Source organism: Pseudoalteromonas piscicida, assembly GCF_002744175.1.
Taxonomy (GTDB): Bacteria; Pseudomonadota; Gammaproteobacteria; order Enterobacterales; family Alteromonadaceae; genus Pseudoalteromonas; species Pseudoalteromonas piscicida_B.
Window position 1 is genome coordinate 1 of record NZ_NKHF01000040.1, and the last position, 25,168, is coordinate 25,168.

Consider the following 25,168-nt stretch of genomic DNA (forward strand, 5'->3'; position numbering starts at 1 on the left):
CGGCGGCTTTTTTATCGCTTGGCGATGCATTAGCTTCAGATTCAGGGACGTCCTCTGCTGCTGCTTTTTTGGCTTTAGCACGGGCAATTGCAGCAGCTACGGCTGCCTTTTTATCATCTGCTGCGGCTGGCTCAGATTCAGGTGCAGCTTGGGCCGCAGCTTTTTTCGCCTTAGCGCGAGCAATGGCGGCGGCTACGGCATCTTTTTTATCTGAGCTTGCTGTTTGATCGGTTTTCTCTTCTTTGTATTTACGCGCCTGTGCTTTGCGTTTAGCACGCTCTTCAGCAATGGCACTGTTATCCGGCTCTAATTCGCCGTTCTCACCACGTTTGGCCTTGGCGCGAGCAATGGCGGCTTGAACGGCCGATTTATCTGATTGTTTGTCTTTAACGCGAGAGAGTGCTTCTTGTACTTTGTCTTTATCTGCGGCTTTAGGTGCAGCAACTGCAGAGCGACGCTTGTGCTTATTCTGACGTTCCTCTTGTTCACGTTCTAAGCGTGCTTTTCTGGCTTCAAAACGCTCTTTAGCACGCTCCGCTTTAACTTGTTCAAGTTTTTGTTCACGAATGTCGGCTTTGGCCACTCGATAGTATTGCACCAAGGGGATTTCACTTGGGCAAACATAAGAGCAAGCACCACATTCTATACAGTCAAAGAGGTTATATTCTTCTAGCTTTTGGTATTCTTTGCCTTTAGCAAACCATTGTAACTGCTGAGGTAATAAGCTTTGCGGGCAGGCATCAGCACAAGCACTGCAGCGAATACATGCCTTTTCTTCTCCCGGTATGGCAAGTTCTTGATTATCTGGCGCGAGTATACAGTTGGTGGTTTTGACCACTGGGATCCTAACCGATGGCAAGGTAAAGCCCATCATTGGACCGCCCATGACTACGCGCTGCGCCTCTACCGGTGAAAACCCTTGCGAGTCTAGCAGGTGTTTGATTTCCGTGCCGAGTAAGGCCCAAACATTGCTCGGCTGAGTGATCGTGTTACCGGTCACAGTTACTACACGTTCGATAAGTGGCTTTCCTTCAAAAATGGCTTGCCAAATTGCGAATAGTGTTCCGACATTTTGCACCAATACGCCGATATCCGCCGGGATCCCAGTGCTTGGCACTTCTTTAGAGGTTAGTAGTTTGACCAGTTGCTTTTCACCACCAGAGGGGTATTTAGTTGGCACACTACGGACTAGGATATCTGGATTATGCTGAGCCGCAGCGGTGACTGCCGCAATGGCCTCAGGCTTATTATCTTCAATCCCAAACAGTACTTTTTGTGGCTTCAATATGCTTTGTAGCACCTCGACGCCTGCGATGATTTCTTTGGCGTGTTCACGCATCAAGCGATCATCAGCGGTAATATAAGGTTCGCATTCAATACCATTAACGACCAAAAACTCTATCGGTTTTGGGCTGTCAGCTTTGACATAGGTTGGGAATCCCGCACCGCCCATTCCTGCAATACCTGCTTGGTGGATAATATCGATAACCTGCTGGTTATCTAGCGCTGAAATATCGCTAACAGGATGTAAGCTTGTCCACTTATCTTCGCCATCAGGGCGCAGCACAATGCTTAGCTCTGGCAACGCTGACGGGTGCGCAGATGGCATTGGTTTTATGGCTTCAATAGTCCCTGACGTTGGAGCATGTACAGGTAAGGACCAATTTGTTCCAGGAGCGGTTAAAGCTTGCCCTTTAAGGACATGATCGCCAGTGTTAACTAACAGACTACCATTGGCACCAATGTGCTGCTTTAGCGGCAGTATTAGTTTATCTGGCAGCGGTAAGCGTGCAATGGCTTGTTGGTTTGATTGGGTCTTTTGCTCTGGTGGATGAATGCCACCTGGGAACTGCCACAGTTTTCCACTTTCTATTTGTTCAAGTAATGTTTCCACTTAAACCTCTTAATCAATCTGCGTCACAGGAATGGCGTCTAGCTGCCACTTCCACGTTTGCTTGGTCTGTGCAACCGGGATCATATCAATACAATCAACCGGGCAGGGCTCTACACACAGATCACAGCCTGTGCACTCGTCAATTAACACGGTGTGCATTTGTCTTGTTGCACCAACAATTGCATCAACAGGACAAGCTTGAATGCATTTGGTACAGCCAATACATTCATCTTCACGGATGTAAGCCACTTTTTTGACTGGATCAGCTTCTTCACCACCTGCAAGAGGTTTTGCTTCAACGCCCATTAAGTCTGCGAGCTTTTTCACTGTTGCTTCGCCACCAGGAGGGCACTTATTTACTTCATCGCCGTTGGCTATTGCCTCGGCGTATGGACGGCAGCCTGGGTAGCCACACTGACCACATTGAGTTTGTGGCAAGATAGCATCAATCTGTTCCACAATCGGATTGCTTTCAACCCGATATTTGACTGCGGCATATCCCAGCACAACACCAAATACGAGTGCGAGTGCGCCCAGCGCAAGTAATGCATACATTAACGTCATACTTAAAACTTAACTAATCCAGAGAATCCCATAAATGCCAGTGACATAAGTCCTGCGGTGATCATTGCAATCGATGCGCCTTTAAAGGGGCCCGGTACATCGGCTACTGCTAATCGCTCTCGTAGTGCTGCAAATAGGACTAACACCATAGAAAAACCGACTGCAGCGCCAAAGCCATACACCGCAGACTCTAAGAAGGTGTGATCTTTTTTGATATTGAGCAGTGCAACCCCTAATACTGCACAGTTGGTTGTGATCAAGGGTAAGAAAATACCAAGCAACCGGTACAAGGTGGGGCTGGTTTTACGCACTACCATCTCGGTAAATTGCACCACTACCGCTATCACTAAAATAAAGCTCATGGTTCTTAAAAAAGTGAGATCAAGCGGCAGCAAAATATACTGGTTTACTAAATAGCTAGTGACCGAGGCAAGGGTCAGCACAAAGGTTGTCGCCAAAGACATCCCAACAGCGGTATCTAATTTTCCAGACACGCCCATAAAGGGACATAACCCTAAAAACTGTACTAAAACGAAGTTATTCACCAGCACTGTGCCAATGAGCAACATAATGTATTCGGTCATTCTTGCCTCTATAACTTATTCACTTTACTTTAGCTTTGCCAAGTAAGTTGGTGTGATAGTTAATTGTATAAAAGAACTTACTCGATGCGCGTTACGACTTACTAAACTTAGTGTTTAGTAGAAGTTAAGCAACGGCACGGTTCTGCCTGAATTTTATCAATTAAAGCTGACATATAACTAATATCAATTGAATTAATGGTCCAATCAATTTGAAGGGTAAAATACCTTATCAGCGTCGTTAAAAATTTCTTATTTAGAACAACTAAAGAGCAAAATTTTTGCCTTGTTACCGACAAAATTTCCTTGCCTCAAATAGAGCACTTAATTAAACGAATTGGTATAAACTCATCTCGTTTTATTCAACAGAATGCACGGACAAACTTAAATGATAATTCTTGCTAATAGTAACACAGATTGCAACTGCTGTGGCAAATGATAGTGCGGAAGGAGAGGGCAAATATTGCCCTCAAGACGATATTAAAGAGTAAAAATTAAATTTCTTTTGGTTTTTCGATGTAATAGCCCTGAACACCATCTAGACATAAGGTCTCGACAATATGTTTTTCTTCTTGGCTCTCAATACCTTCAGCGAACACATTGACACCAATTCGGTGGGCCAAGTCAACCATAAGACGCATAAAGTACTGGTTGTTTTTGTCTTCTTCAAGGCCGCGCGTATAGCTTGCGTCCATTTTGATGTAATCCGGCTTTAAATCTCTAAAGAATTTGAATGAGGTTAGGCCGACTCCAAAACGTTCAACGGTAATACGAGCGCCTGCACGATGTATCATATCAATAAAGCGCTTACTCGCTTTGATATTCTGTTGTAGACCAAACTCACTGACTTCAAAGACGAGCTTTGCTGCTAAATTAGTTTCTTTTAACAGGCGTCGCTCTAGCCAGATCACAAATTGATCGTTGTGCGCACTAGAGGCTGTCACGTTAATACCAAAGTACTTTTCATTGAAGTTACGTGTTTTGATCAGCTCCAGTGAGGTATCTATGATCAGCTGATCGATTTCGATTGCCATCTCCAGCTTTTCCGCCATCGCAAGGAAGGAAGCGGTTGGTAGCATTTGCCCTTCTTCGGTTTTAAAACGAGACTGGATCTCCGCATAGGCTTTTGAATTTTTGCCAATTGGCATGATGTTTTGCATCATCAAGCTGACGCGTTTGCTGTTGATCACGTCTCTGATCACACGGCGCCAATTCTGATTGCCAAATCCGGCACTGACATTATTTACTAAATCAGACTCGCGCTGAAGGTGCCAAGCATTCGCTTGTTTGCTCTGTGCCATACTCATTGCATTATCAACAACTGATAGTAGCTCACCGAGTGGTTTGCCATTTTCGTAAGGCACTATGCCAGTGTTTGCCACCGAGGATAATTCTTGATTTTGTTGGAACTGAGTAAAACGAGATTGCAGAGTTTCACCAAACTCTTCAGCTTCTTTACTTGGAACATTTGGCAGGATCACTGCAAAGTCAGAGCTATTAAGCCTAAATACTTGGCTGCCTGCATACGTGCCGGTGACATGCTTAATAATATCCGATACCGACTTAATGTATTCATCGCCTTTTTGATAGCCACGGGTTTGGTTAATCACTTGGAGTTCAGAGCAGCGGATCATGGCTAACGAGCCAAATGATTTTTTAGCCGAAGATTCAATGTATTGTTCGTAGTATTCAACGAACATATTACGGTTACCAAGGTCAGTTACTACATCTTTGTAGGCTTCTTGCTTGATAGAGTGAGCCGCGTTCTTGATGTCTTCTTGCTTTGACTTTAAAAAACTCGCTAACCGTTTGAATGAAGGGGTCAAGTCTTGGCCGAGCTCAGCTACTTTTCCGTCATTAAAGTCAAACTCAATGTTATCTGTTACCTGATTTTGTGTGATATATGAGTCAACGGCGCTCGCTACCGTCATGCTGACATTACGGTTAAGTTTTTTATATACACCTTGCATGAAAAATACGGGGATAAATGCGACCAAAGCAGAAATGATGATAAGCAACAGTAGGGCTTGTTGCAGTAACTGTGCTTGGCTCTGTGCATTGATTAAAAACTCAATTTTGATGTCTTTTGTATCATTAACCGCAAACTGTGGCCGGATAGCATTGATGTTTGATTCAATTAAATCTGCGATAAAGGGGAGGTTAGTGGGGGTATTAACTTGTAAAACCGTATTACCATCAAAATCTCGTACGATAAACGTTGAGAAAACATCGCCACTATTTAAAGCTTGGCGAATATGTTCAGGAGAAACTTCGGTTAGTTTTTTGTCTTTTATGTACTCTGTCACCATAGTATGTGCACTTTGTTGTGCTTTATTTATAGCAGAGTCAAAACTTGTTGCGAAAAAAAAGCTACCAATCAAAGAGAATAATAGCCAAGAGGTGACTTGGAGTATGATAAGTTTTCTAAAACCAGCCATAGTACGCTTCTTAAAGAGGGTTATTCCATAGTATCGGGTGCAATGCCAAATTCTTTATCAAATTCATCGATTTATTTTGTTATACGACGGTTTGCAGAGTATTTTGTTTGTATGAGCAAGTGCACTAAGAATGTAGCATGTAGCGTAGTGTAATTGGTTAAAAAAGTCTAATAATTTCTTAGAATTGGCTCCCCCTCCCCGACTCGAACGGGGGACCTGCGGATTAACAGTCCGTCGCTCTAACCAACTGAGCTAAGGGGGAAGCGTGTCTCTCAACGGGGCGAAATATTAATGACGACATTGCAAGGTGTCAACCACTAAAATCACAGAAACGTAAAAAACTCTGCTAAGCGATGAATTAATGCGCTATTTCACGTCATTTTTAACTGTGTTGCTCATCACTTGTACAAAATAGCTGCGGTGAACACCTGCGTTTTTGTGCGCGATGTCGTAAAGCATATAGTTAATAATGAAGGTGGTGGCCACTACAAGCTTAATATGAGAAAGCGTTTAGTCCGAATCTTGAGCACGAAGACTTTGAGACAAGTTTTAAAAAATTAACATATACAGTATTTACTGTTTATCCATCCAGTTCCTTTCTGACTTTAATGTATTTTTTGAACGTTTTGCTTGAATAATGCCCTTAACTGCTCATTTTCTAACGTTTAGACGAGATCTTTTCATTAGCTTAGTTTGCTTTAAATCGAGATCACTATCGTTGAAGTTGACGGGATAGAAAATAAGAACAGAAGATAGAAATATTGCTATTAGTAGCACTAAATCAACGTGGTAAAAATCAAATGGTTAGTGAGAATTTGTTTTAAAACATGGGGTTGCGTTGTTATTGTTATTGTTATTTTAAACCTAGCTTGTTTGTGTAGAAACAAGGTTAGTATAGAGATCTAAATTGATCCAGTGGTGCTGTTGATAATGATCGCTGAAATTCAGTGATGGATCAATTTTTAGCTAAGCTGGAAACCTTTATTCTATTGGCTTAGCGCGACTTATCCACGGAATCTGTGGATAACATTGTTTATTATTATTTGAGAAGTATTGCAAGACTATGAAATCTGGGCGCTACAGCCGTTTCAAGTAAATTTTGAAAAATATTTTATATCTTTATTATCAGTAACTTAGATTTAGTATGGTATTTTTGTTTATTTGTTGCTCAGTGTGAAGGTTTTATGAACTTTTCACCATTATGGTTGTGCAAAAAACATGCTAGTTTGCTCGTGCTATTGTAACTTTTTTGTCAAAACTTACTGAATCTTTATTTTCAAGGATAAACTTTGCTCCTGTTGTGTAATTCTAGGTTTTAGCGGTTAACTATAGCTGTTTGAAGCTCAAAATGTATTGTTGACGTTTCCTGCGTAGCGTCAACTCGCTGAATAGCTTACAATGAGCCGCTTAAAGTATCAGAAATAGGTTGTTATGACTCAAGCTAAGTCAAATTCCAATGGTAACGATATCCTACATGGTGATATTGGGGCGACTTTAAAGCGAATGACGATCCCCATGATATTTGGGATGATCACGTTGATGATGTTTAATTTGGTTGATACTTTCTTCATCAGTATGCTCGGTACTGAGCCGCTAGCGGCGATCAGTTTTACCTTCCCCGTAACCTTTACAGTGATTAGCCTGGCAATTGGCCTTGGTATTGGTACCTCAGCGGTGATAGCAAAAGCGCTTGGTAGTAATTTACTCGATGAAGCTAAATTTGATGCCGCGGTGGCGATTATTATTTCGGCGTGCTTTGTCTCTTTGCTTTCCTTATTGGGGTTTACATTTGTCGATGAGATCTTCGTCTTACTGGGGGCAAGTGAGGTAGTGATGCCATTTATTCACGACTATATGTCGGTATGGTTTATTGGCTCAATATTATTGATCACCCCGATGATTGGTAATTCCGTGCTTCGTGCAAGCGGTGATACAAAAACCCCGAGTTTGGTAATGGGGCTCGGCGGGTTAGTCAATGCGGTATTAGACCCTATTTTAATTTTTGGCTTTGGACCGATTGAGGCGATGGGCGTTAAAGGGGCTGCAGTGGCGAGTGTATTGTCATGGAGTTTAGGGGTAAGCGTTATCTTATATCTCCTAGTGGTAAAAAAGCGTCTTGTATCTTTATCCGCAAGATATACTAGTTTTTCAACTGCCGCGAAAAAGATCCTAAAAATTGGTTTACCTGCGGCTGGGGCAAATATGCTTACACCGCTGGCGATGGCGGTGATGACCGCATTGATCGCAAGCTACGGACCAGAAGCTGTTGCTGCCTTTGGGGTGGGAAGTCGAATTGAGTCGATTGCTAGTCTTGTTGTTTTAGCGCTTTCTATGACATTACCTCCTTTTATCAGCCAAAACTTTGGAGCGAAACATTACCAGCGGGTCCGAGATGCTTATACACAAACCCTTAAATTCGTTCTCGGTTTTCAATTTGTCGTTTATATCTTGTTGGTATTCAGTGCTTATTATATCAGCCACACTTTTGGCAAAGAGCCCGCTGTGGTTGAAACTATTCAACTGTTTATCTATATCATGCCTCTAGGATATGGCCTGCAAGGGGTGATCATTTTAACTAATTCATCGTTTAATGCTTTGCACAAGCCCATGAATGCACTCATGCTGAGTGTTATTAGGTTATTTGTTTTTTATGTGCCGATAGCCTTTTTAGGGTCAAAACTTGCCGGATTACCGGGCTTATTTGCGGGCGCGGCGTTGGGCAATCTATTTACAGCGATTATCGCTTACAACTGGTTTAAAAAAGCGATCGAAGAGATTGCACAAAGCGAGGTTCAACAGGAGGCGTAATGGAAGACAAGTTTCAGTTAGTTTCTGAGTTTCAGCCCAATGGTGATCAACCAACAGCCATTGCGCAGCTTTGTGAGGGGTTAGAATCAGGTCTTGCGCATCAGACCTTGCTGGGCGCTACTGGTACGGGTAAAACCTTCACTATGGCTAATATTATCAATAATCTTAACCGCCCAACGATAATCATGGCCCATAACAAAACGCTGGCAGCGCAGTTATATGGAGAAATGAAGGAGTTTTTCCCACACAATGCGGTGGAGTATTTTGTTTCTTACTATGACTATTACCAACCAGAAGCTTATGTCGTCGCGAGTGATACTTTTATTGAGAAAGATGCTTCTATTAATGATCATATTGAGCAAATGCGACTTTCGGCAACCAAAGCTTTACTTGAGCGCAGAGATACCATCATTGTAGCCTCTGTGTCAGCCATTTATGGTCTTGGCGATCCTGATTCTTACATGAAAATGATGCTGTTACTTAAAGTGGGTGAAACCATTGATCAGCGGGATATGTTAAGGCGGCTAGCCGAGCTACAGTATACACGTAATGATATGGATTTTAGTCGTGGTACTTATCGTGTTCGTGGCGAAGTTATTGATATCTTTCCGGCGGAATCAGAGACCATTGCGGTTCGTGTAGAGATGTTTGATGATGAAATCGAGCGGATCAGCCTTTTTGATCCTTTGACTGGCGCGGTTGAAAAGCACTTAGTACGCGCCACTATTTATCCAAAAACGCACTATGTGACGCCAAGAGAAAAAATCCTTGATGCCATCGAGCGCATTAAGGTCGAACTAAAAGAGCGCCGTGCTCAGCTCCTAGATAAAAACCGCTTGGTTGAGGAGCAACGGATCGCACAGCGGACACAATATGATATTGAAATGATGTCTGAGCTGGGTTATTGCTCTGGTATTGAAAACTACAGTCGCTATTTATCTGGAAGAGCGCCTGGCGAGCCACCTCCGACCTTGTTAGATTACTTACCTGATGATGCATTGATGATCATCGATGAATCCCATGTGACGGTTTCGCAAGTTGGGGCAATGTATAAGGGCGACCGTAGTCGTAAAGAAAACCTAGTCGAATACGGGTTTAGGTTGCCATCGGCACTGGACAATAGACCATTAAAGTTCGAAGAGTTTGAAGCTATATCGCCGCAAACAATCTACGTGTCGGCAACGCCGGGTGATTATGAGCTAAATAAGTCCTCTGGTGATGTTGCAGAACAAGTGATCCGTCCAACTGGGCTATTAGATCCTGAAGTTGAAGTACGACCTGTTGCAACTCAAGTCGACGATCTGCTATCTGAGATCTACAAACGAGTTGAGGTGAATGAGCGAGTTCTGGTGACAACGCTTACCAAGAGAATGGCTGAAGATCTAACGGATTACCTTAACGATCATAACGTGAAGGTTCGTTATCTGCATTCGGATATAGACACTGTGGAGCGCATGGAGATTATTCGCGATCTTAGAAAAGGGGTATTCGATGTACTGGTTGGGATCAACTTATTAAGAGAAGGTCTCGATATGCCTGAAGTTTCTCTAGTGGCCATTCTAGATGCCGACAAAGAAGGCTTTCTACGTTCAACTCGTTCATTGATCCAAACCATAGGGCGAGCAGCACGTCATTTACACGGTAAAGCTATTCTATATGGCGACAGAGTGACAAACTCAATGCGCCAAGCCATTGATGAAACCCAAAGGCGTAGAGAAAAGCAAGAAGCTTACAATGAGGCTAACGGCATTACTCCGACGGCATTGAATAAGAAGATCACTGATGTGATGGATCTTGGCGAGGAGGTTGCTGATGATAAAGCTGTTGATATTGACGCTAAGTTTAAACCAGGTATGCCAGCCATGGATGCGAAAGAGATCGCTAAAGAAATAGATCGACTCGAAGCGGAGATGATGAAATTTGCCAAAGAACTCGAGTTTGAAAAAGCAGCACAAGCAAGAGATCAAGTTCAGATCCTACAAAAGCGCTTGATTAAAGCGTAGTAAGTCGCTGTTGTAGAGAACAAAAAAGCATGTGGTCTCACATGCTTTTTTATTGGTTGGGAGGATTACTTTAGAATCGGTAGCTAATGCCAAGTCCTAAGCTTGAAGTATCTAAATCACCCATATCAAGGTATTTGTAGCCAAGATTAACGGCTATACCGTTATCCCAGTCGTACTGCCAGCCCGCTTCGGCAACGAAACCAATGCCATCATCAGTAACCAACTTAGTACTGCCGCGTGTGATTTCATAATCGTAATAGTTGGCGCCTAATTTACCGTAGAAATAGCTATTATCAGAAATTTGATAGTAACCTTTTGCAGCAACAACAAAGTTATCAAAATCTAGGTTATTGGCACCCATGCCAAAGAGTGTTTTGTTATTTTGAGTACAAGTAAACTTTCGGTCGTTTTCGTCTTCACATTTCCAGTCATCAAGATCTTCGCCGCTGTTGTAGCCAACTTCTAGCGCTAGTATAGGGGTGAAGTGATAGTTGTAATAAAGATAAGCTTGTCCAACACCGTCACCATCTTTACTTGAGCTTTTGTACGAAGCACCACCGCCTGAAATGTCTAAACCGATGCGATGAGTTTCATCTTTTTGTTCAGCAAACGAAGATAAACTTGTTGTAAGTAGTGCAATAGATAAGAGCGCGTTAATTTTCATCATTAATGTCCGTTGTGGTTAACTTAGTTTTAGTATATTCAGGGGGCTTGTGAAGGTCTGTTGGGGGGCTGTGATAAAATGTAAGAAGGCGTCTGAACTTCCTATTTTTGTTTTACAAAAATGAACAATGCGGCTTGCTTCAGACACTCTTTTGCGAGTCAAGAAGTTGTGGATCATTCATTATTGTTATAATAGATAGTATTGCAGTAACAAGCATGCACCATAAATGATGAATGATAATGTAACTTGCAATAAACGAAGGATATCGGACCATCCTTCGAGCAAAAGTTGTTTGCTGAGAAGAATAATATAACCAAGCAAATGAGCTACAAGCGCAACCTTGAAAAGCTTGAGGAACCTAGTTTTTGTGCTTGTGCTCAAGCTATGTAAGCTAACATCAAGCACGATGATAAAGGTGAACAGCAAGTAAGGTACTTCAGCCGCCATAACTAAGTAATGAAGTTTTAATTAACACCGCACAGAGTAAAAAAACTGAGCATAACGAAGATCAAAAGAATAAAAGTATGCAGCTTTTATACGCTTAGGTTTTGAGTCTATTCGATTTATTCTAAGGATTAGGTGGTGATCTTTTACTTGATCACTTTATACTAAAAGCCAATTTTATCAATAGATTGTAAATCGATGTAACATTGCTCTATATTTTAGCCGTCTGTTCCGCTATAAATGCAATACTATGTTGTAGTAAATTCAAATAAAACAATAAATATTACTGTTATTAAGACCAAGTTGGGAACTAGGGAAATGAAATTCGCTTTTAAGGATTTTTTGTTTGATAGCAAAGAGCTTAAGCTCTATAAAGACGATAGAAAGCTAAATTTAAAACAAAAACCTGCTCAAATTTTGGCACTGTTTTTATCAGCGCCGCAAACCATTCATAGTAAAGAAGACATATTAGAAAAAGTATGGCCGGATAGGAAAGTCACAGATCAGGTCGTATTTCAGAATATTGGTCATTTACGTGCCTTGTTTGGAGATGATGCAATTAAGACCTTTTCACGCAAGGGATATCAATGGCAAATTCCCTGTACAGAAGTGGATACGAGCATTGAACCGAGTTCAGCACCGCTTACTGCGCCATCGGACACTTCACCTCCAGTATCACCTGTAGAGTCAAGTTCAGAATCTGCTAAGGTGGCTGAGGTGCCTGAAACTGAGCGGACAGCCAAGCTCCCCCTCTACGGGGTTGCGAGTGCGCTGCTGTTACTAGGGTTGGTTCTCTATTTTACACTAACGTAAAATTCAGGCGATAGCTTCGATGACGCAGGTTTTATATATTACCGGAGCGGGAGTGAGCGCGGAAAGCGGGATCCCAACATTTCGTGGGGAGGATGGGTTTTGGACCATTGGCTCTAAGAATTACACGCCACAGGAAATGGCGACGCGCGCGATGTACAAATCTCGTCCCGATGAGTTCTTAAAGTGGTACTACCATCGCTTCGTAAGTTACCGTAATCACGGACCAAATCAAGTGCACCAGTGGCTAAGTGACAAAAATGTCATTACCCAAAATATCGACGGCCTAGATGGAAAGGCTGGCAATAAGCGCTTTATTGCGATCCATGGTCGAGTTGATCAGGTAACACCGTTTCATACACAAGGCGAGGCTACGAGATGTTTTGAGGCGCCATGGGATGATGTTGATGAAGCGAACTTGACTGACTCACTTTTGTCACTATTTAAGATCCCACAAAGCGGGCCTAAGAAAGGGCAATCTTTAAAGCCTTACGTGTTGTTATTTGATGAATATTACACCGAACTCTATAGAATTAGTGAAGCGCAATCACGAATGTATGAAGCCGAACGCATGGTATTCATGGGGACTTCGTTCAGTGTTAATATCACCCAAATGGCGCTAGAAATTGCAAGGCATAAAGGCATTCCTATTGATGTGGTGGACCCAAGCCCTGCGCATATTCTATATGATAACGTGACTTATCACCCGGTCACTGCCAGTGAGTATATCGCGAGCTTAGCCACTAACTTGTGATTGATAGTAAGTCGCCAATAAAAACTGTTTGTAGTCAGTTAATCGGTGATGCTGTGCTAAATGTGATTCTATGGTGTTAGCATTCATGACTTCGGTAGCAATATGTTGGCGTTCTACCTCAATTAACCCTAATAATGCACTCAGCTCTTGTAAGGCGAGCGGGGCGGTATGAGGGTTGAACGCAAGGTAGCACTCAATAGGCGTTAGCTGTTTGTTATTTCGATGACTAAATGCCTCTTGTAACTGTGCCTTACTCTCAAAATGAAGCAGAGTTCTTAGGTAATTTAGGCCTTGCTCTTCAGCTGATAGCGTAGCTAAAAGAACATGTAGCACATTATTCCCTTGAGAATTTTGATTGGTGATTTGCGCTGTCTGGAACAGGGGGGTCGAAAAGAAAGCGAACTTTTCAATGGAATTGATGGCACTAATCATTGCAGATGGAAAGTTGCCAGCTTGCAGGCAGAGGGTTGTAATATCCTGATAGTGCCCATAAAGCGGATCAGCACTCTTTGCACTTTGGAACAGAAATTTTAGCGCTTCAATTTGTTCTTCTTCGCTACTACTTGAATAGGCAGCTTTTATTTTCTCTACATTGGCGCTTTTCAATGCCAGTAGAAAAGACGTTAGGCTATTTTTGGACATAGTTATGAGTCTATCATTTCTCGTTTTATGTTTATCCAATATCATAGCCCATCTAATCCCAATCCGCATTTCAATCACGATTACACTTCAATACTGCAAATATCTTTTGATGAACTAAACTTTGGAGTAGCCATTTTGAGGTAGTCCAATGATCGATATAGACGATAAAGTGCTGAACGATTTACGCGGTGGTTTTAATTTACCTGCCAAACCTGAAATACTACAAGCACTGCAAAACGAGTTATCACAACCAGAGCCTGAGTTATTTACAGTAGCCGCTATCATTGCCGCCGATGTCGGTGCGTCCGCTGCAGTATTGAAAGTGATTAATTCACCAGCCTATGGCCTTGCTCGCACCATTACAGACATCAAACAAGCGGTCATGTTTTTAGGGGTAACTTGTATCACGCAATTAGTGACGGGGTATCTATTAAAAAGCGCATTTGAACAATCAAAATGTTGTATTCCCCTTGAACAATTTTGGGATAATGCAGCTGATATTTCAAAAGCGGCCATGGTAGTGGGGCATTACTTAAAGTCATCGTTACCGATAGAAAATTTACAGTTACTCGGGTTGTTTCATGATGCAGGGATCCCTGCTATGGCGGTTAAATATTCAGACTATGCTGAGGTCATAAAGCTATCAGTTGAAAGGCCTGAGCAAACTCTAATCTATTATGAACAGCAAAAGTACCCAGTCCCCCATACCGTAGTCGGTTATTTTTTGGCGACTTCTTGGCATTTACCTAAAGAAATATGCCAGATTATATTGCGTCATCATGATGTCAGTTATCTGGAGGAAGTCAAAGATCCCCAACTTGCACAAACCTTTGCAGCATTAAAACTGGCAGAGAATCTATGTTTCGAGGCAAAACATTTTCGCAGTGCTGCTGATTGGCATTTATTCAAGGATAAGGTAATGATTGAATTAAATATTCATGAGGATGAATATCAAAACCTAAAGGATGATGTTGATGAGGTATTTATTGGCTAGGAGACTATTTGAAGTGAATAAAAAAGGCGCTTAAGCGCCTTTTTTATTACTTTTACAGGAAATTATAAGCCTGCAGCTGCACGAAGTGCGTCAGCTTTATCTGTTGCTTCCCAAGGGAATTCTTCACGGCCGAAGTGACCGTAAGCAGCAGTAGGCTGATAAATAGGACGCTCTAGGTCTAGCATAGTGATTAAACCGTAAGGGCGTAGGTCGAAGTGTTCACGGATCAGTTCGATTAAACGTGACTCTTCAAGCTTACCTGTGCCAAATGTTTCTACACTGATAGAAGTTGGCTCAGCAACACCGATAGCGTAAGAAACCTGAATTTCACACTTGTCAGCAAGACCTGCTGCAACAATGTTCTTTGCAACATAACGCGCTGCGTAAGCTGCTGAACGGTCAACTTTTGATGGATCTTTACCAGAGAATGCACCACCACCGTGACGAGCCATACCGCCGTATGTATCAACGATGATTTTACGACCTGTAAGGCCACAGTCGCCCATAGGGCCACCGATAACGAAACGACCCGTTGGGTTGATGAAGAACTTAGTTGCTTCAGTGATAAGCTCTGCAGGTAGCGTTGGCTTAATAATCGTTTCCATCACGGCTTCAACAAGGTCATCTTGTGATACAGAGTCACAGTGTTGAGTAGATAATACTACTGCATCGATACCTACCGCTTTACCATTTTCGTACGCAAATGTTACCTGAGACTTAGCGTCAGGGCGTAACCAAGGTAACGTACCGTCTTTACGAACTTGCGCTTGACGCTGAACAAGACGGTGCGAATAAGTGATAGGTGCAGGCATAAGTACGTCTGTTTCGTTACATGCGTAACCAAACATCAAACCTTGGTCACCAGCACCTTGCTCTTCTGGACGAGTGCGATCAACACCTTGGTTGATATCTGGTGATTGCTTACCAATGGTATTTAGAATTGCACATGAATCTGCGTCAAAACCCATGTCCGAATGCGTGTAACCAATTTCACGCACGGTTTTACGAGTCAATTCCTCGATATCAACCCAAGCACTAGTCGTGATTTCACCACCAACCATTACCATACCGGTCTTAACGTAAGTTTCACACGCAACACGTGCCTTTGGATCTTGTTCAAGGATGGCATCTAGAACCGCATCAGAGATCTGATCGGCGATTTTATCCGGATGACCTTCAGAAACAGATTCAGAAGTAAATAAATGTTTAGCCATTGTATTTATGCTCACAAATATTGCGCTTCACAAACAGCAGGAACAGCGCGAAAAATTAAGGGGCGTATTCTAACCAAAAAACCTACCCATTGACTAGTTATTTTACGCCTAGACGTCCAAAATTGTTCAATCTTTTTTAATGGTCAGAAAAAGTCAGTCTGTACCCAATTTTTTATAGCCTTTGCCGTTGCAGTTAGCCATATAAATAAGTAAGAATGGGCTTCAATCCCCCGCGAAACACATTTAAAGGTAGGAGAATTCATGCCATCTCGCAAAGAACTTGCTAATGCAATTCGCGTTCTTTCTATGGACGCAGTACAAAAGGCCAAGTCTGGCCACCCAGGAGCCCCTATGGGCATGGCGGATATCGCAGAAGTACTTTGGCGCGATTTTTTAAAGCATAACCCAAGTAACCCTGAGTGGTTTGACAGAGACCGCTTCGTATTATCGAACGGTCATGGTTCAATGCTGATTTATTCACTGTTGCATTTGTCTGGCTATGACTTATCAATCGATGAGATTAAAAATTTCCGTCAGCTACATTCAAAAACACCAGGTCACCCAGAGTATGGTTATGCACCAGGTATTGAAACCACTACCGGTCCGTTAGGTCAGGGTATTACTAATGCTGTGGGTATGGCGATTGCCGAAAAAGCATTAGCTGCACAGTTTAACCGTGAAGACTATGACATTGTTAATCACTTTACTTACGCCTTCTTAGGTGATGGTTGTTTAATGGAAGGTATTTCGCACGAAGCATGTTCTTTGGCGGGTACGCTAGGACTTGGCAAACTGATTGCATTTTGGGATGACAACGGCATCTCAATTGATGGTGAAGTGGAAGGGTGGTTTAGCGACGATACACCAAAGCGTTTTGAGTCATATGGCTGGCATGTAATTGCGAATGTGGATGGACATGATAGTGATGCGATCAAGGCAGCTATTGAAGCGGCACAAGCAGAATCTGACAAGCCAACGCTTATCTGTTGTAAAACAGTAATTGGCTACGGCTCACCAAACAAATCTGGCAGCCACGATTGTCACGGTGCACCGCTTGGTGATGACGAAATCAAAGCCGCTCGTGAGTTCCTTGGTTGGGAGCACGGTGCATTTGAAATCCCTGAAGACATCTATGCAAAATGGGATGCAACATCACGTGGTCAAAACCAACAAAGTGAATGGCTAATTAAGTTCACTGAATATCAGATGCATTACCCAGAGCTTGCGGCTGAGTTTGAACGTCGAATGAAGGGTGAACTACCTGCGGATTGGTCGGAAAAAACAGAAGCATACATTGCTGAGTTACAGGCAAATCCTGCGAACCCTGCTACGCGTAAAGCATCGCAAAATACTCTGAACGCCTACGGCCCAATTCTACCTGAATTTATGGGTGGCTCTGCGGACTTGGCGGGTTCAAACTTAACGCTTTGGGAGCAGTCTAAAGGACTTACAGCGGAAGATGCATCAGGTAACTATATCTTCTATGGTGTGCGCGAATTTGGCATGTCTGCGATCATGAACGGAATTGCACTACACAAAGGCTTTATTCCTTATGGTGCGACATTCTTAATGTTTATGGAATACGCGCGTAATGCGGTACGTATGGCTGCGTTAATGAAGCAAAGAAGCATCTTTGTGTATACTCATGACTCAATTGGTCTTGGTGAAGATGGTCCAACTCACCAACCAGTAGAACAAATGGCAAGTCTACGCACGACACCTAACCTTGCGAGCTGGCGTCCATGTGACCAGGTAGAGTCAGCAGTTGCTTGGCAACAAGCCGTGGAGCGTACTGACGGCCCATCAGCTTTGGTGTTTACACGTCAAGGCCTTGAACAGCAGCCTCGTACTGCACAGCAAGTAGCTGCAATTAAGCAGGGGGGTTATGTACTATCTTGTGACGGTGAGCCTGAAATCATTCTGATTGCTACGGGCTCTGAAGTCCAACTTGCGGTTGAGTCTGCAGATAAACTACGCTCAGAAGGGAAAAAAGTTCGCGTTGTTTCTATGCCATCAACAGACATCTTTGATGCACAGTCTGAACAGTACAAAGAAAGCGTACTACCAAGCTCCGTGACACGTCGTGTTGCGATTGAAGCAGGCATTGAGGACTTCTGGTATAAGTATGTTGGCTTAAATGGCGCTATTGTTGGCATGACAACCTTCGGTGAGTCAGCACCAGCAGGTGAGCTATTTAAGTTGTTTGGTTTTACGGTAGAGAATATCGTTGAAAAGGCTAACGCACTATTTGCGTAAGCGAGTAAGAAAAGAAAAACCCATGCTCTGCATGGGTTTTTTATGTTCAAAATTTCTTGCTGGATATGCCATTCAGTCTTAATACTTGCTCAATTTGAGGGAGTAAACCAGACGCAAACTGTGTTAAAAATCTCTCATGTAGAACAACTAAATAGCAAATTCTAAAGAGCAAAACTTTTGCCTAGTTATCGGCCAGGTTTGCTCGCCTCAGAATTGATCACTTAATTAAGCTAAGTGATATTAAACTTTAAATTGATCCACCGATAGACGTAGTTCTTCGGCAAGTTTTGCAACTTCTGAACTCGAGATTGAGGTTTGCGTTGCCCCTTCAGCGGTTTGTTCGGCAATCGTAACGATTGACTCAAGACGCTCACTTATCTCTTGTGCCACTTGCTGCTGCTCATTCGCGGCATTGGCTATTTCTTCACTAACATCATGTGCTTGAGAAACAGCAGTGGTAATAGAGTTTAGCGCTTCATTAGCAAGGTCACTTTGAGTCACACAAGACTCGGCCTGTTGTTTACCTTTTGACATGGCACCAACCGCTTCTTCTGCACCTGCTTGCAAAGACTCAATCATTGCTTGAATTTCTTGCGTTGATTCTTGTGTCTTACTCGCTAGTGAACGAACTTCATCAGCGACCACGGCAAAACCACGACCTTGTTCACCCGCACGAGCCGCTTCGATAGCTGCATTCAAAGCTAAAAGGTTAGTTTGTTCGGCGATACCACGGATAACATCAAGTATACCGCCAATCGAGGCGCTGTCTTGGTGTAGTTTATTGATCACGCGAGAAGCTTCTTCTACTTCTCTGGCAAGCTGCTCAATCGTATGCTTGTTTTCGTGTGAAATACCTTTAACGCGTTCCGCTTCCTTGTCTGCATTTTTGATTTCTTGCAAGGCTTGATGTGCGCTATTGCTTACTCCATGAGAAGTGCTGCTCATCTCTGTGGTGGCAGTTGCAGCCTGTTCGACTTGGGCTTGTTGATTTTTAATCGCTTGGCTCGATTCTGTGGTAATAGTCGATGTTTCTTCAGATGCTGCAGCCAGCTGGGTCGAGCGAGAAATAATCCCTGTGATAAGTTCACGTAAGCTAGAAATCAGCGTATTACAGCTTCTAGATAGCTCGCCAAACTCGTCTTTTGCACTGTCGTCTAAACGCTGTGTCATGTCGCCGCTTGCAACTATGTTTAAAACGCGGTTAACTTCAGCCAGCGGTTTGGTAATACGGCTTACCGTAATGTATGCAACGCCAACGGCCATCAAGGTCGCAACTACCATACCAATCCAAGTCCAAAGGTTAGCAGTGCCAACATCCGTACGCACACCTTGTTGCAAGTTGAACGCGACTTGACTTGCTTCTGATAATAAATCATCAAGCTGAGATAGTGCGGCTTGTGTGGTTTTCTCGGCCTCAGACAGCTCTTTACGCGTTTCTGCTAACGCCAAGATCAATCTTTTTTGGTTTTCAGCAATGCTGTTATTGCCAGTTACTGTATTTTTCAGATCGGTGTAATAGCCTTCAAGATCTGAAAATAAGTCACTATCAAGCGCTGAAACGGGACCGCGGATCAGCTCAATATTGCGACCAAGCTCTTCAACAAGATAGTTCTGCTCATTGCGCACAATTTCTAACGTATTTATGTCTTCAACAGTCACGATATCGTTGGCACTAGTAACGACAGAAGAGAAGTTATTCTCTAAGTTGTTTGCGGCTTGGAAAGCGCGTTGATCGTTGTCGGCTAGGCCGTCTAAGTCAATGATATCAACCGTCACCATAGTGGCATCTTCTGCTGCCATGTCGAGATCAGAGAGCTGCTCTTTGAGTTTATCTCGCAGCGAAAGCTCTGATGATTTTTCGTTGACTAGGCTGTTCATCGCTTTTACAAACGCATCATAGCTCTTACCAACATCACCGCTGCTTGATGAAAGCTTGCTGTTTGAAGCAACAACTTGCTGTAATTCAGAGTAGGTTTTGTCAAAGATCTTTTGACGTTCAGAAAATAGCTTTCTGAGTGTCGCAAGTTCGGCTTCGGTGCGAGCATAAAAGCTGCCTTGAGCCATTTTACTCATCAAAGTGAACTCGACCTTCAGTTCAGAACTTTTAGAGAGCGCAGGTAAAGATAAGCTATTTACCTGTTGAGTTGAGTTGTCAATGTTTGCAATTCTCATAAGAGAATTGCCCCCGATAAGAAGAAGCAACAAGGTGATGGTAACAAAACCACCCCAAATACGTTGGCTAACAGTCAAATTCATAGCTTTCCTACAAAATTTACAAAGCAATACGGATACTTATCGGATTTATTGCGGATAAGTTAAGTATTTTATAGCAGATGTGACAAAAAATTTCAGTAAAAAAGGTCGGATTACAAAAAATAGCAGCTAAATGGATATAAAACTATCAACCTAACTTTTCTGTTAGTGTAGCTCAGCATAATAAAATTTAAAGCAAGTACTTACTGGCGCGTGATGCTCCCAAGAACTTGAAGTAATTCCCTCTTAAGGAGCCTAGGTTTGATTTTGCTGATATTTTTCACCGGTATCAATATTCATCATGGTCATCCTGCCGCCCCATACGCAGCCAGTATCTAATGCAATGATGTTGTTTTTATTCGTTTGCCCTTCTAATGCGGCCCAGTGGCCAAAAAGGAAGGTCGCATCACTATTGGAGGGGATGAATTCGAACCAAGGGATTAGGTTGCCTGCGTCTTTTAAGCCTGATTTGTTATTAAGGTCGAGCTCAGCGTTTTGATCTAAAAAGCGCATGCGAGTAAAGACATTGACAATGGCTTTAAATTTGTCTTTTTCGCTGAGGTTATTGAGTTCAAGCCCAGGGTGGGCGCCATACATATTTGCGTAAAATTCAGGTGCGTTTTCAGACTGATAAATGGTTTCGGCAAAGCGTGCGTATTGCAGTGCTTGCTTAACATCCCAATGTGGATGTATACCGGCATGGGAGATAAACGTTTTTTGCGTTTCGAGCCAGATAGCGAGTGGTTGGGCTTGGAGGAAATCTGCATATGTTTGACATTTAGGGCTGGCAAATAGGGTGTCGAGCTTATCCTTGGGATTGGGGGCTTTTCCCAATGCGAGACAGGCTAAAAAATGTAAGTCATGATTACCCAAAGTGACACTGACAGAGTCTGCATGTTGGTAGAGAAACGCTAGGCAAGCCAGTGAATCAGGGCCTCTGGCAATAATGTCTCCAACAAAATACAAATGGTCTTGGCTAGGGTTAAAATTGACTTGATCTAACAGTCCCATGAGAGGGGTGAAGCAACCTTGTAAGTCTCCAATTGCGTATTTAGCCATTTATAACCTTATGTGCGCTTTTTGTGGGTGTTACAAATTTTATTTCAAGATCGCGAGGTAAACCCGCTCCTACGAAGAGGTTATCGTAGGTTGGTTATTTTTGAGATAGCCGTAGCTTTTGGCTATTTCAAGATCGCGAGGTAAACCCGCTCCTACGAATTGGTTTTCGTAGGTTGGTTATTTTTGAAATAGCCGTAGCTTTTGGCTATTTCAAGCTCGCGGGGTAAACCCGCGTCTGCGAGTAGTTACGAGTTATAGCTTGGCTGTATCGAACGTGCGGGGGATAAACCCGCACCTACGAGGTAGCACTTATCTCAATGTAAGATATTTGGGCAAGATAGCCTAAACACATTGATAGGCGTTTTAAACTCGGTCCCAAACTCATTACGCATGAGATAATATCCCTCCATGGTGCCAACAGGGGTATCTAACACTGCACCACTGGTATATTGGTAGCTTTCACCAGGACGAATGGTGGGCTGCTCGCCAACAACACCTTCGCCTTCTACCTCTGTCTCTTTACCGTTGGCATCGGTAATGAGCCAGTAACGACTTTCTAGCTTGGCATTACATAAACTATGATTTTTAATGGTGATGGTGTAGGCAAACACATATTTGTCTTTTTCAGGCTGTGATTGCGCTTCAACGTAAAAGGTCTCTACGGATACTTTGATCGGTGAGCCAATATTAGTTTGAGTTGTCATATATCCAATTTGCAATTTCAATAAACTGGTTAAGCGACAAGTTTTCAGCTCGTAGTGTCGGATCGATACCTAATTCTCGCAGCTGCTCTTCGCTCAATAAGTTAGATAAGCTGTTTCTTAGCGTTTTACGGCGTTGGTTAAACGCCTCTAGGCAGACGGTGTTTAACAGTTTAGTGCTTTTAGCTGTACGTTGTGATGAGTCTTTCGGGATCAATCGCACCACTGCAGAGTCCACTTTTGGTGCTGGCTTAAAGCAATGTGGCGGCACTTCAATCACAGGTATGGCGTGACAGTAGTACTGAGTCATGACGCTAAGGCGACCAAAAGCTTTGCTTCCTGGGCCCGCTACCATGCGATTTACAACTTCTTTTTGCAACATGAAGTGCATGTGCTCAACCTGATCGGCAAATTCAAACAGGTGGAATAACAAAGGTGTCGAAACGTTGTAAGGCAAGTTACCAAAAATCTTCAGTTTGTCTCCTTCATTGATCAAAGAAGAAAAATCAAACTTCATCGCATCGCCTTGATGAACCGTTAACTTTGGTCCTAAAAAAGGGTGATGGATCAAGCGCTCGGCAAGATCTTTATCTAGCTCTACTACGGTTAAGTGGCCGCTTAAATCACAAACGGGTTCTGTAATAGCACCTAAACCAGGACCAATCTCAACAAGGTTATCACCAGGTTTAGGGTCAATTGCAGTTACTATCTTGTCGATAATATTGTTGTCATTTAAGAAGTTTTGACCAAAGCGTTTACGTGCTCTGTGTCCGAGATGTACTTTATCTGTCATGCATTCTGTGCTTTTTTGGTTGCGAGCTTAATTGCTTCGCGGATCGCTAATTCAAAACTACCCACTTCAACATCACCAGAGCCCGCTAAATCAAGCGCGGTACCGTGATCAACTGATGTACGAACAAAAGGTAATCCCAAGGTAATGTTCACTGAGTTTCCAAAACCTTTATATTTTAACACAGGTAAGCCCTGATCGTGATACATTGCGAGCACAGCATCGGCATTATCTAAATATTTAGCCTGAAAAAGCGTATCTGCAGGTAATGGCCCAACTAAATTCATGCCTTGTTTGTTAAGCATTGCTAATGTAGGTTCGATTGTTTCTATCTCTTCACGACCAAGATGTCCGCCTTCGCCTGCGTGGGGGTTTAATCCGCAAACCAATACTTTTGGCTGTTCAATACCAAACTTGGTTTGTAGGTCATGATGTAGAATATGGATCACTTTGCTTAAGCGCTCAGGCGTAATTGCCTTTGCAACATAGGCTAAAGGAATGTGAGTGGTTACTAATGCAACACGCAGTCCTTCAGTTGCCAACAGCATGACTACATCTGCTGTATCCGACTGCTGAGCAAAGTATTCCGTATGACCACTGAATGAAATACCGGCTTGGTTGATTATACCTTTATGAACAGGGCCAGTTACCACCGCCGCAAAAGTGCCATCCATATTTTTCTCAGAGGCAATACGCAGTGTTTCTAGCACATAATGGCCATTGGCTTCATCTAATTGACCTGCAACAACCTCTGCACCTTTATCCACTTGTAAGTAATAAATGGCGCCCGCAGGTGCAGCTTCTGGCGCTGCACTGCTATCAAACGGTAATAATTTTATCTGTTCACCAAGCTCTTTGGCCCGTTTTTCTATTATGTGCTTATCAGCCACCGCAACTAACTGAGCAGGCCAAGCATGCTGAGCCAGTTTGATCACGAGATCTGGGCCAATACCTGCCGGCTCACCCGGTGTAATTGCGATTCTGAGTGTCATAACCGTTATTCCGTTTCCATTATTTCAATGTGCGCCTGATCGCGCATTTCTTTAATCCATTTAAAGCTTTCTTCTTTAAATTTACGGTTAAATAACAGACGGTGAGCTCGGTTTAACTTTGCTTGTTCTGTTTTGTCTGCCACGCGCTTATCAAGCAGTTGTACGATGTGCCAGCCAAAGGTACTTCTAAATGGCTCACTGATCTCATTTTTTTCGAGTGCTAGCAAGTTGTCTCTAAACGCAGGCACATACGTTGTTGGATCTGTCCAATCGTATTCACCACCTTTTAGTGCTGAACCAGGATCTTCAGAGTGTTCTTTGGCTAATGCTGCAAAGTCGGCTTCACCAGCTCGTAAGTCTTTGACAAAACCTGCAAGCATTGAGCGTGCTTTTTCTTCGCTAAGAATGATAGACGGTTTGATCAAAATATGACGTGAACGTACTTCAACTGTTTCTACAACTTCACGGCCTCGGATATCTTGTACTTTAAGAATGTGGAAACCCGCACCTGAACGTAGTGGACCGACAATATCGTCTTTTTTCGCGCCTTTTATCGCTTCGGCAAAAAGCGTTGGCATTTCGTTAATACCCATCCATCCTAATTGACCACCATCAAGCGCCTTAGAGCCACTCGAAGAGGCGATAGCGATACGTTTGAATTCTTTGCCTTCATTTAAGAATTTGATTACGTTATCGGCACGTTCACGAGCGTCTTCGATTTCTTCAGGTGAAGCTTTCGTTGGGATTTTAATGAGGATGTGACCAATATCGTACTCTTCAGAGTTGCCAGTTTGCTCGCTCAGAATTTTTTGTAAGTTAGTGACTTCTTGAGGGCTAATATAAATGCGGCGATCTACGTTGGCACGGCGAACTTGATTAGTGGTGATTTCTTTGCGGATTTCCTCGCGGTAGGCTTGGAAGCTCTCGCCGCTCGCTTCTACTGAACGACGTAGGTCTGCAATTGTTCCACCTTGATCTTGTGCGATATTGGCAATGGTTTGGTCTAGTTGAGCGTCTGATATCTGCATACCCATACGCTCGCCCAATTGCAGCATCAGCGACTGTTCAATCAGCTTATCTATGGCTTGCAAACGCAATGTTCTATCACTTGGTAGCTCAGTACCTTGTTGCTCAGCTTGCTCTTTTACTCGGTTAATAATTTGGTCGACTTCGCTTTGTAAGATGACGCCATCGTTGACTGTGGCAACCACAGTGTCTAGTTTTACACGCTCAGCATGAGCTTGGGTGAAAAGGCCAGCGCTTAGCGAGGCGACTAATAACAACTTTTTTAAATTCATACGGCTTTC

Annotated in this window: 19 protein-coding genes and 1 tRNA gene; 6 read left to right on the forward strand and 14 right to left on the reverse strand. The window is 43.1% G+C overall.

Translation table 11 applies throughout. The features are described from left to right. From rsxC to CEX98_RS08770, 5 genes are all read right to left on the reverse strand, one after another. Positions 1-1,894: electron transport complex subunit RsxC (rsxC, locus tag CEX98_RS08750; protein ID WP_172439742.1), on the reverse strand; the 1,894-nt coding region annotated here is incomplete at its 3' end. 9 nt (positions 1,895-1,903) lie between these two features. Then, on the reverse strand, positions 1,904-2,458 hold the full coding sequence (gene rsxB, locus CEX98_RS08755) for an electron transport complex subunit RsxB (protein ID WP_099641703.1): 555 nt from the start codon (positions 2,456-2,458) through the stop codon (positions 1,904-1,906). Between the two features lie 2 nt (positions 2,459-2,460). Next, positions 2,461-3,042, reverse strand: a complete 582-nt coding sequence (gene rsxA / locus CEX98_RS08760; RefSeq protein WP_099641704.1) for an electron transport complex subunit RsxA — start codon at positions 3,040-3,042, stop codon at positions 2,461-2,463. Between the two features lie 491 nt (positions 3,043-3,533). Further along, positions 3,534-5,477, reverse strand: coding sequence for an EAL domain-containing protein (locus CEX98_RS08765; RefSeq protein ID WP_099641705.1), 1,944 nt, complete (start codon positions 5,475-5,477; stop codon positions 3,534-3,536). A 185-nt stretch (positions 5,478-5,662) separates the two neighbouring features. Further along, positions 5,663-5,739: transfer RNA gene (locus tag CEX98_RS08770), tRNA-Asn, on the reverse strand. A gap of 1,169 nt (positions 5,740-6,908) precedes the next feature. On the opposite strand from CEX98_RS08770, the gene CEX98_RS08775 reads away from it, so the two are divergent. Both CEX98_RS08775 and uvrB read left to right on the forward strand, forming a co-directional pair. Next, positions 6,909-8,285 (forward strand): MATE family efflux transporter, encoded by a 1,377-nt coding sequence (locus CEX98_RS08775; RefSeq protein ID WP_099641706.1) that lies wholly within the window; start codon positions 6,909-6,911, stop codon positions 8,283-8,285. Then, positions 8,285-10,288, forward strand: coding sequence for an excinuclease ABC subunit UvrB (gene uvrB, locus CEX98_RS08780; RefSeq protein WP_099641707.1), 2,004 nt, complete (start codon positions 8,285-8,287; stop codon positions 10,286-10,288). Before CEX98_RS08775 ends, uvrB begins: the two co-directional genes overlap by 1 nt. Before the next feature lie 70 nt (positions 10,289-10,358). Here the strand turns inward: uvrB and CEX98_RS08785 are convergent, their stop codons facing one another. Then, positions 10,359-10,955 carry a porin family protein gene (locus CEX98_RS08785; RefSeq protein ID WP_242441667.1) on the reverse strand — a complete coding sequence of 199 codons (597 nt, stop codon included), beginning with the start codon at positions 10,953-10,955 and terminating at the stop codon, positions 10,359-10,361. Between the two features lie 759 nt (positions 10,956-11,714). Between CEX98_RS08785 and CEX98_RS08795 the strand changes: the two genes are divergently transcribed. Both CEX98_RS08795 and CEX98_RS08800 read left to right on the forward strand, forming a co-directional pair. Continuing rightward, the gene (locus CEX98_RS08795) at positions 11,715-12,209 is read left to right on the forward strand and encodes a winged helix-turn-helix domain-containing protein (protein WP_099641709.1); all 495 of its coding nucleotides are present in this window, start codon (positions 11,715-11,717) and stop codon (positions 12,207-12,209) included. A 19-nt stretch (positions 12,210-12,228) separates the two neighbouring features. Beyond that, positions 12,229-12,960 carry an SIR2 family NAD-dependent protein deacylase gene (locus tag CEX98_RS08800; protein ID WP_099641710.1) on the forward strand — a complete coding sequence of 244 codons (732 nt, stop codon included), beginning with the start codon at positions 12,229-12,231 and terminating at the stop codon, positions 12,958-12,960. On the opposite strand, the gene CEX98_RS08805 is transcribed toward CEX98_RS08800, so the two are convergent. Then, the gene (locus CEX98_RS08805) at positions 12,943-13,602 is read right to left on the reverse strand and encodes a hypothetical protein (protein ID WP_099641711.1); all 660 of its coding nucleotides are present in this window, start codon (positions 13,600-13,602) and stop codon (positions 12,943-12,945) included. The genes CEX98_RS08800 and CEX98_RS08805 overlap by 18 nt on opposite strands. Before the next feature lie 148 nt (positions 13,603-13,750). Between CEX98_RS08805 and CEX98_RS08810 the strand changes: the two genes are divergently transcribed. Continuing rightward, entirely contained in the window at positions 13,751-14,596 is an 846-nt protein-coding gene (locus CEX98_RS08810; protein ID WP_099641712.1) for an HDOD domain-containing protein, read from the forward strand. 62 nt (positions 14,597-14,658) lie between these two features. Here the strand turns inward: CEX98_RS08810 and metK are convergent, their stop codons facing one another. Continuing rightward, positions 14,659-15,810 carry a methionine adenosyltransferase gene (gene metK / locus CEX98_RS08815; RefSeq protein ID WP_099641713.1) on the reverse strand — a complete coding sequence of 384 codons (1,152 nt, stop codon included), beginning with the start codon at positions 15,808-15,810 and terminating at the stop codon, positions 14,659-14,661. A 261-nt stretch (positions 15,811-16,071) separates the two neighbouring features. Here metK and tkt point away from each other — a divergent pair, with 261 nt between their 5' ends. After that, entirely contained in the window at positions 16,072-18,066 is a 1,995-nt protein-coding gene (gene tkt, locus CEX98_RS08820) for a transketolase (RefSeq protein ID WP_099641714.1), read from the forward strand. Between the two features lie 240 nt (positions 18,067-18,306). On the opposite strand, the gene CEX98_RS08825 is transcribed toward tkt, so the two are convergent. From CEX98_RS08825 to surA, 6 genes are all read right to left on the reverse strand, one after another. Beyond that, positions 18,307-20,322 (reverse strand): methyl-accepting chemotaxis protein, encoded by a 2,016-nt coding sequence (locus CEX98_RS08825; protein ID WP_099641715.1) that lies wholly within the window; start codon positions 20,320-20,322, stop codon positions 18,307-18,309. Between the two features lie 252 nt (positions 20,323-20,574). Then, complete coding sequence (locus CEX98_RS08830; protein WP_099641716.1) at positions 20,575-21,378, reverse strand: symmetrical bis(5'-nucleosyl)-tetraphosphatase; 804 nt, start codon at positions 21,376-21,378, stop codon at positions 20,575-20,577. Between the two features lie 314 nt (positions 21,379-21,692). Beyond that, positions 21,693-22,082, reverse strand: a complete 390-nt coding sequence (apaG, locus tag CEX98_RS08835) for a Co2+/Mg2+ efflux protein ApaG (protein WP_099641717.1) — start codon at positions 22,080-22,082, stop codon at positions 21,693-21,695. Next, positions 22,066-22,872: a 16S rRNA (adenine(1518)-N(6)/adenine(1519)-N(6))-dimethyltransferase RsmA gene (gene rsmA / locus CEX98_RS08840; RefSeq protein ID WP_099641718.1), complete on the reverse strand. Its 807-nt coding sequence runs from the start codon at positions 22,870-22,872 to the stop codon at positions 22,066-22,068. Before rsmA ends, apaG begins: the two co-directional genes overlap by 17 nt. Then, on the reverse strand, positions 22,869-23,861 hold the full coding sequence (pdxA, locus tag CEX98_RS08845) for a 4-hydroxythreonine-4-phosphate dehydrogenase PdxA (RefSeq protein ID WP_099641719.1): 993 nt from the start codon (positions 23,859-23,861) through the stop codon (positions 22,869-22,871). The genes rsmA and pdxA overlap by 4 nt, the downstream gene beginning before the upstream one ends. A gap of 5 nt (positions 23,862-23,866) precedes the next feature. Continuing rightward, positions 23,867-25,159: a peptidylprolyl isomerase SurA gene (gene surA, locus CEX98_RS08850; protein WP_099641720.1), complete on the reverse strand. Its 1,293-nt coding sequence runs from the start codon at positions 25,157-25,159 to the stop codon at positions 23,867-23,869. Positions 25,160-25,168 lie beyond the last annotated feature (9 nt).

Bases quoted from the DNA above. Each gene is read 5' to 3' on its own strand.
- rsxB (WP_099641703.1), bottom strand. From the start codon at position 2,458: ATGACGTTAATGTATGCATTACTTGCGCTGGGCGCACTCGCACTCGTA.
- rsmA (WP_099641718.1), bottom strand. From the start codon at position 22,872: ATGACAGATAAAGTACATCTCGGACACAGAGCACGTAAACGCTTTGGT.
- CEX98_RS08825 (WP_099641715.1), bottom strand. From the start codon at position 20,322: ATGAATTTGACTGTTAGCCAACGTATTTGGGGTGGTTTTGTTACCATC.
- metK (WP_099641713.1), bottom strand. From the start codon at position 15,810: ATGGCTAAACATTTATTTACTTCTGAATCTGTTTCTGAAGGTCATCCG.
- CEX98_RS08775 (WP_099641706.1), top strand. From the start codon at position 6,909: ATGACTCAAGCTAAGTCAAATTCCAATGGTAACGATATCCTACATGGT.
- uvrB (WP_099641707.1), top strand. From the start codon at position 8,285: ATGGAAGACAAGTTTCAGTTAGTTTCTGAGTTTCAGCCCAATGGTGAT.
- rsxA (WP_099641704.1), bottom strand. From the start codon at position 3,042: ATGACCGAATACATTATGTTGCTCATTGGCACAGTGCTGGTGAATAAC.
- CEX98_RS08765 (WP_099641705.1), bottom strand. From the start codon at position 5,477: ATGGCTGGTTTTAGAAAACTTATCATACTCCAAGTCACCTCTTGGCTA.
- apaG (WP_099641717.1), bottom strand. From the start codon at position 22,082: ATGACAACTCAAACTAATATTGGCTCACCGATCAAAGTATCCGTAGAG.
- CEX98_RS08795 (WP_099641709.1), top strand. From the start codon at position 11,715: ATGAAATTCGCTTTTAAGGATTTTTTGTTTGATAGCAAAGAGCTTAAG.
- CEX98_RS08805 (WP_099641711.1), bottom strand. From the start codon at position 13,602: ATGTCCAAAAATAGCCTAACGTCTTTTCTACTGGCATTGAAAAGCGCC.
- CEX98_RS08810 (WP_099641712.1), top strand. From the start codon at position 13,751: ATGATCGATATAGACGATAAAGTGCTGAACGATTTACGCGGTGGTTTT.
- CEX98_RS08785 (WP_242441667.1), bottom strand. From the start codon at position 10,955: ATGATGAAAATTAACGCGCTCTTATCTATTGCACTACTTACAACAAGT.
- pdxA (WP_099641719.1), bottom strand. From the start codon at position 23,861: ATGACACTCAGAATCGCAATTACACCGGGTGAGCCGGCAGGTATTGGC.
- CEX98_RS08830 (WP_099641716.1), bottom strand. From the start codon at position 21,378: ATGGCTAAATACGCAATTGGAGACTTACAAGGTTGCTTCACCCCTCTC.
- surA (WP_099641720.1), bottom strand. From the start codon at position 25,159: ATGAATTTAAAAAAGTTGTTATTAGTCGCCTCGCTAAGCGCTGGCCTT.
- tkt (WP_099641714.1), top strand. From the start codon at position 16,072: ATGCCATCTCGCAAAGAACTTGCTAATGCAATTCGCGTTCTTTCTATG.
- CEX98_RS08800 (WP_099641710.1), top strand. From the start codon at position 12,229: ATGACGCAGGTTTTATATATTACCGGAGCGGGAGTGAGCGCGGAAAGC.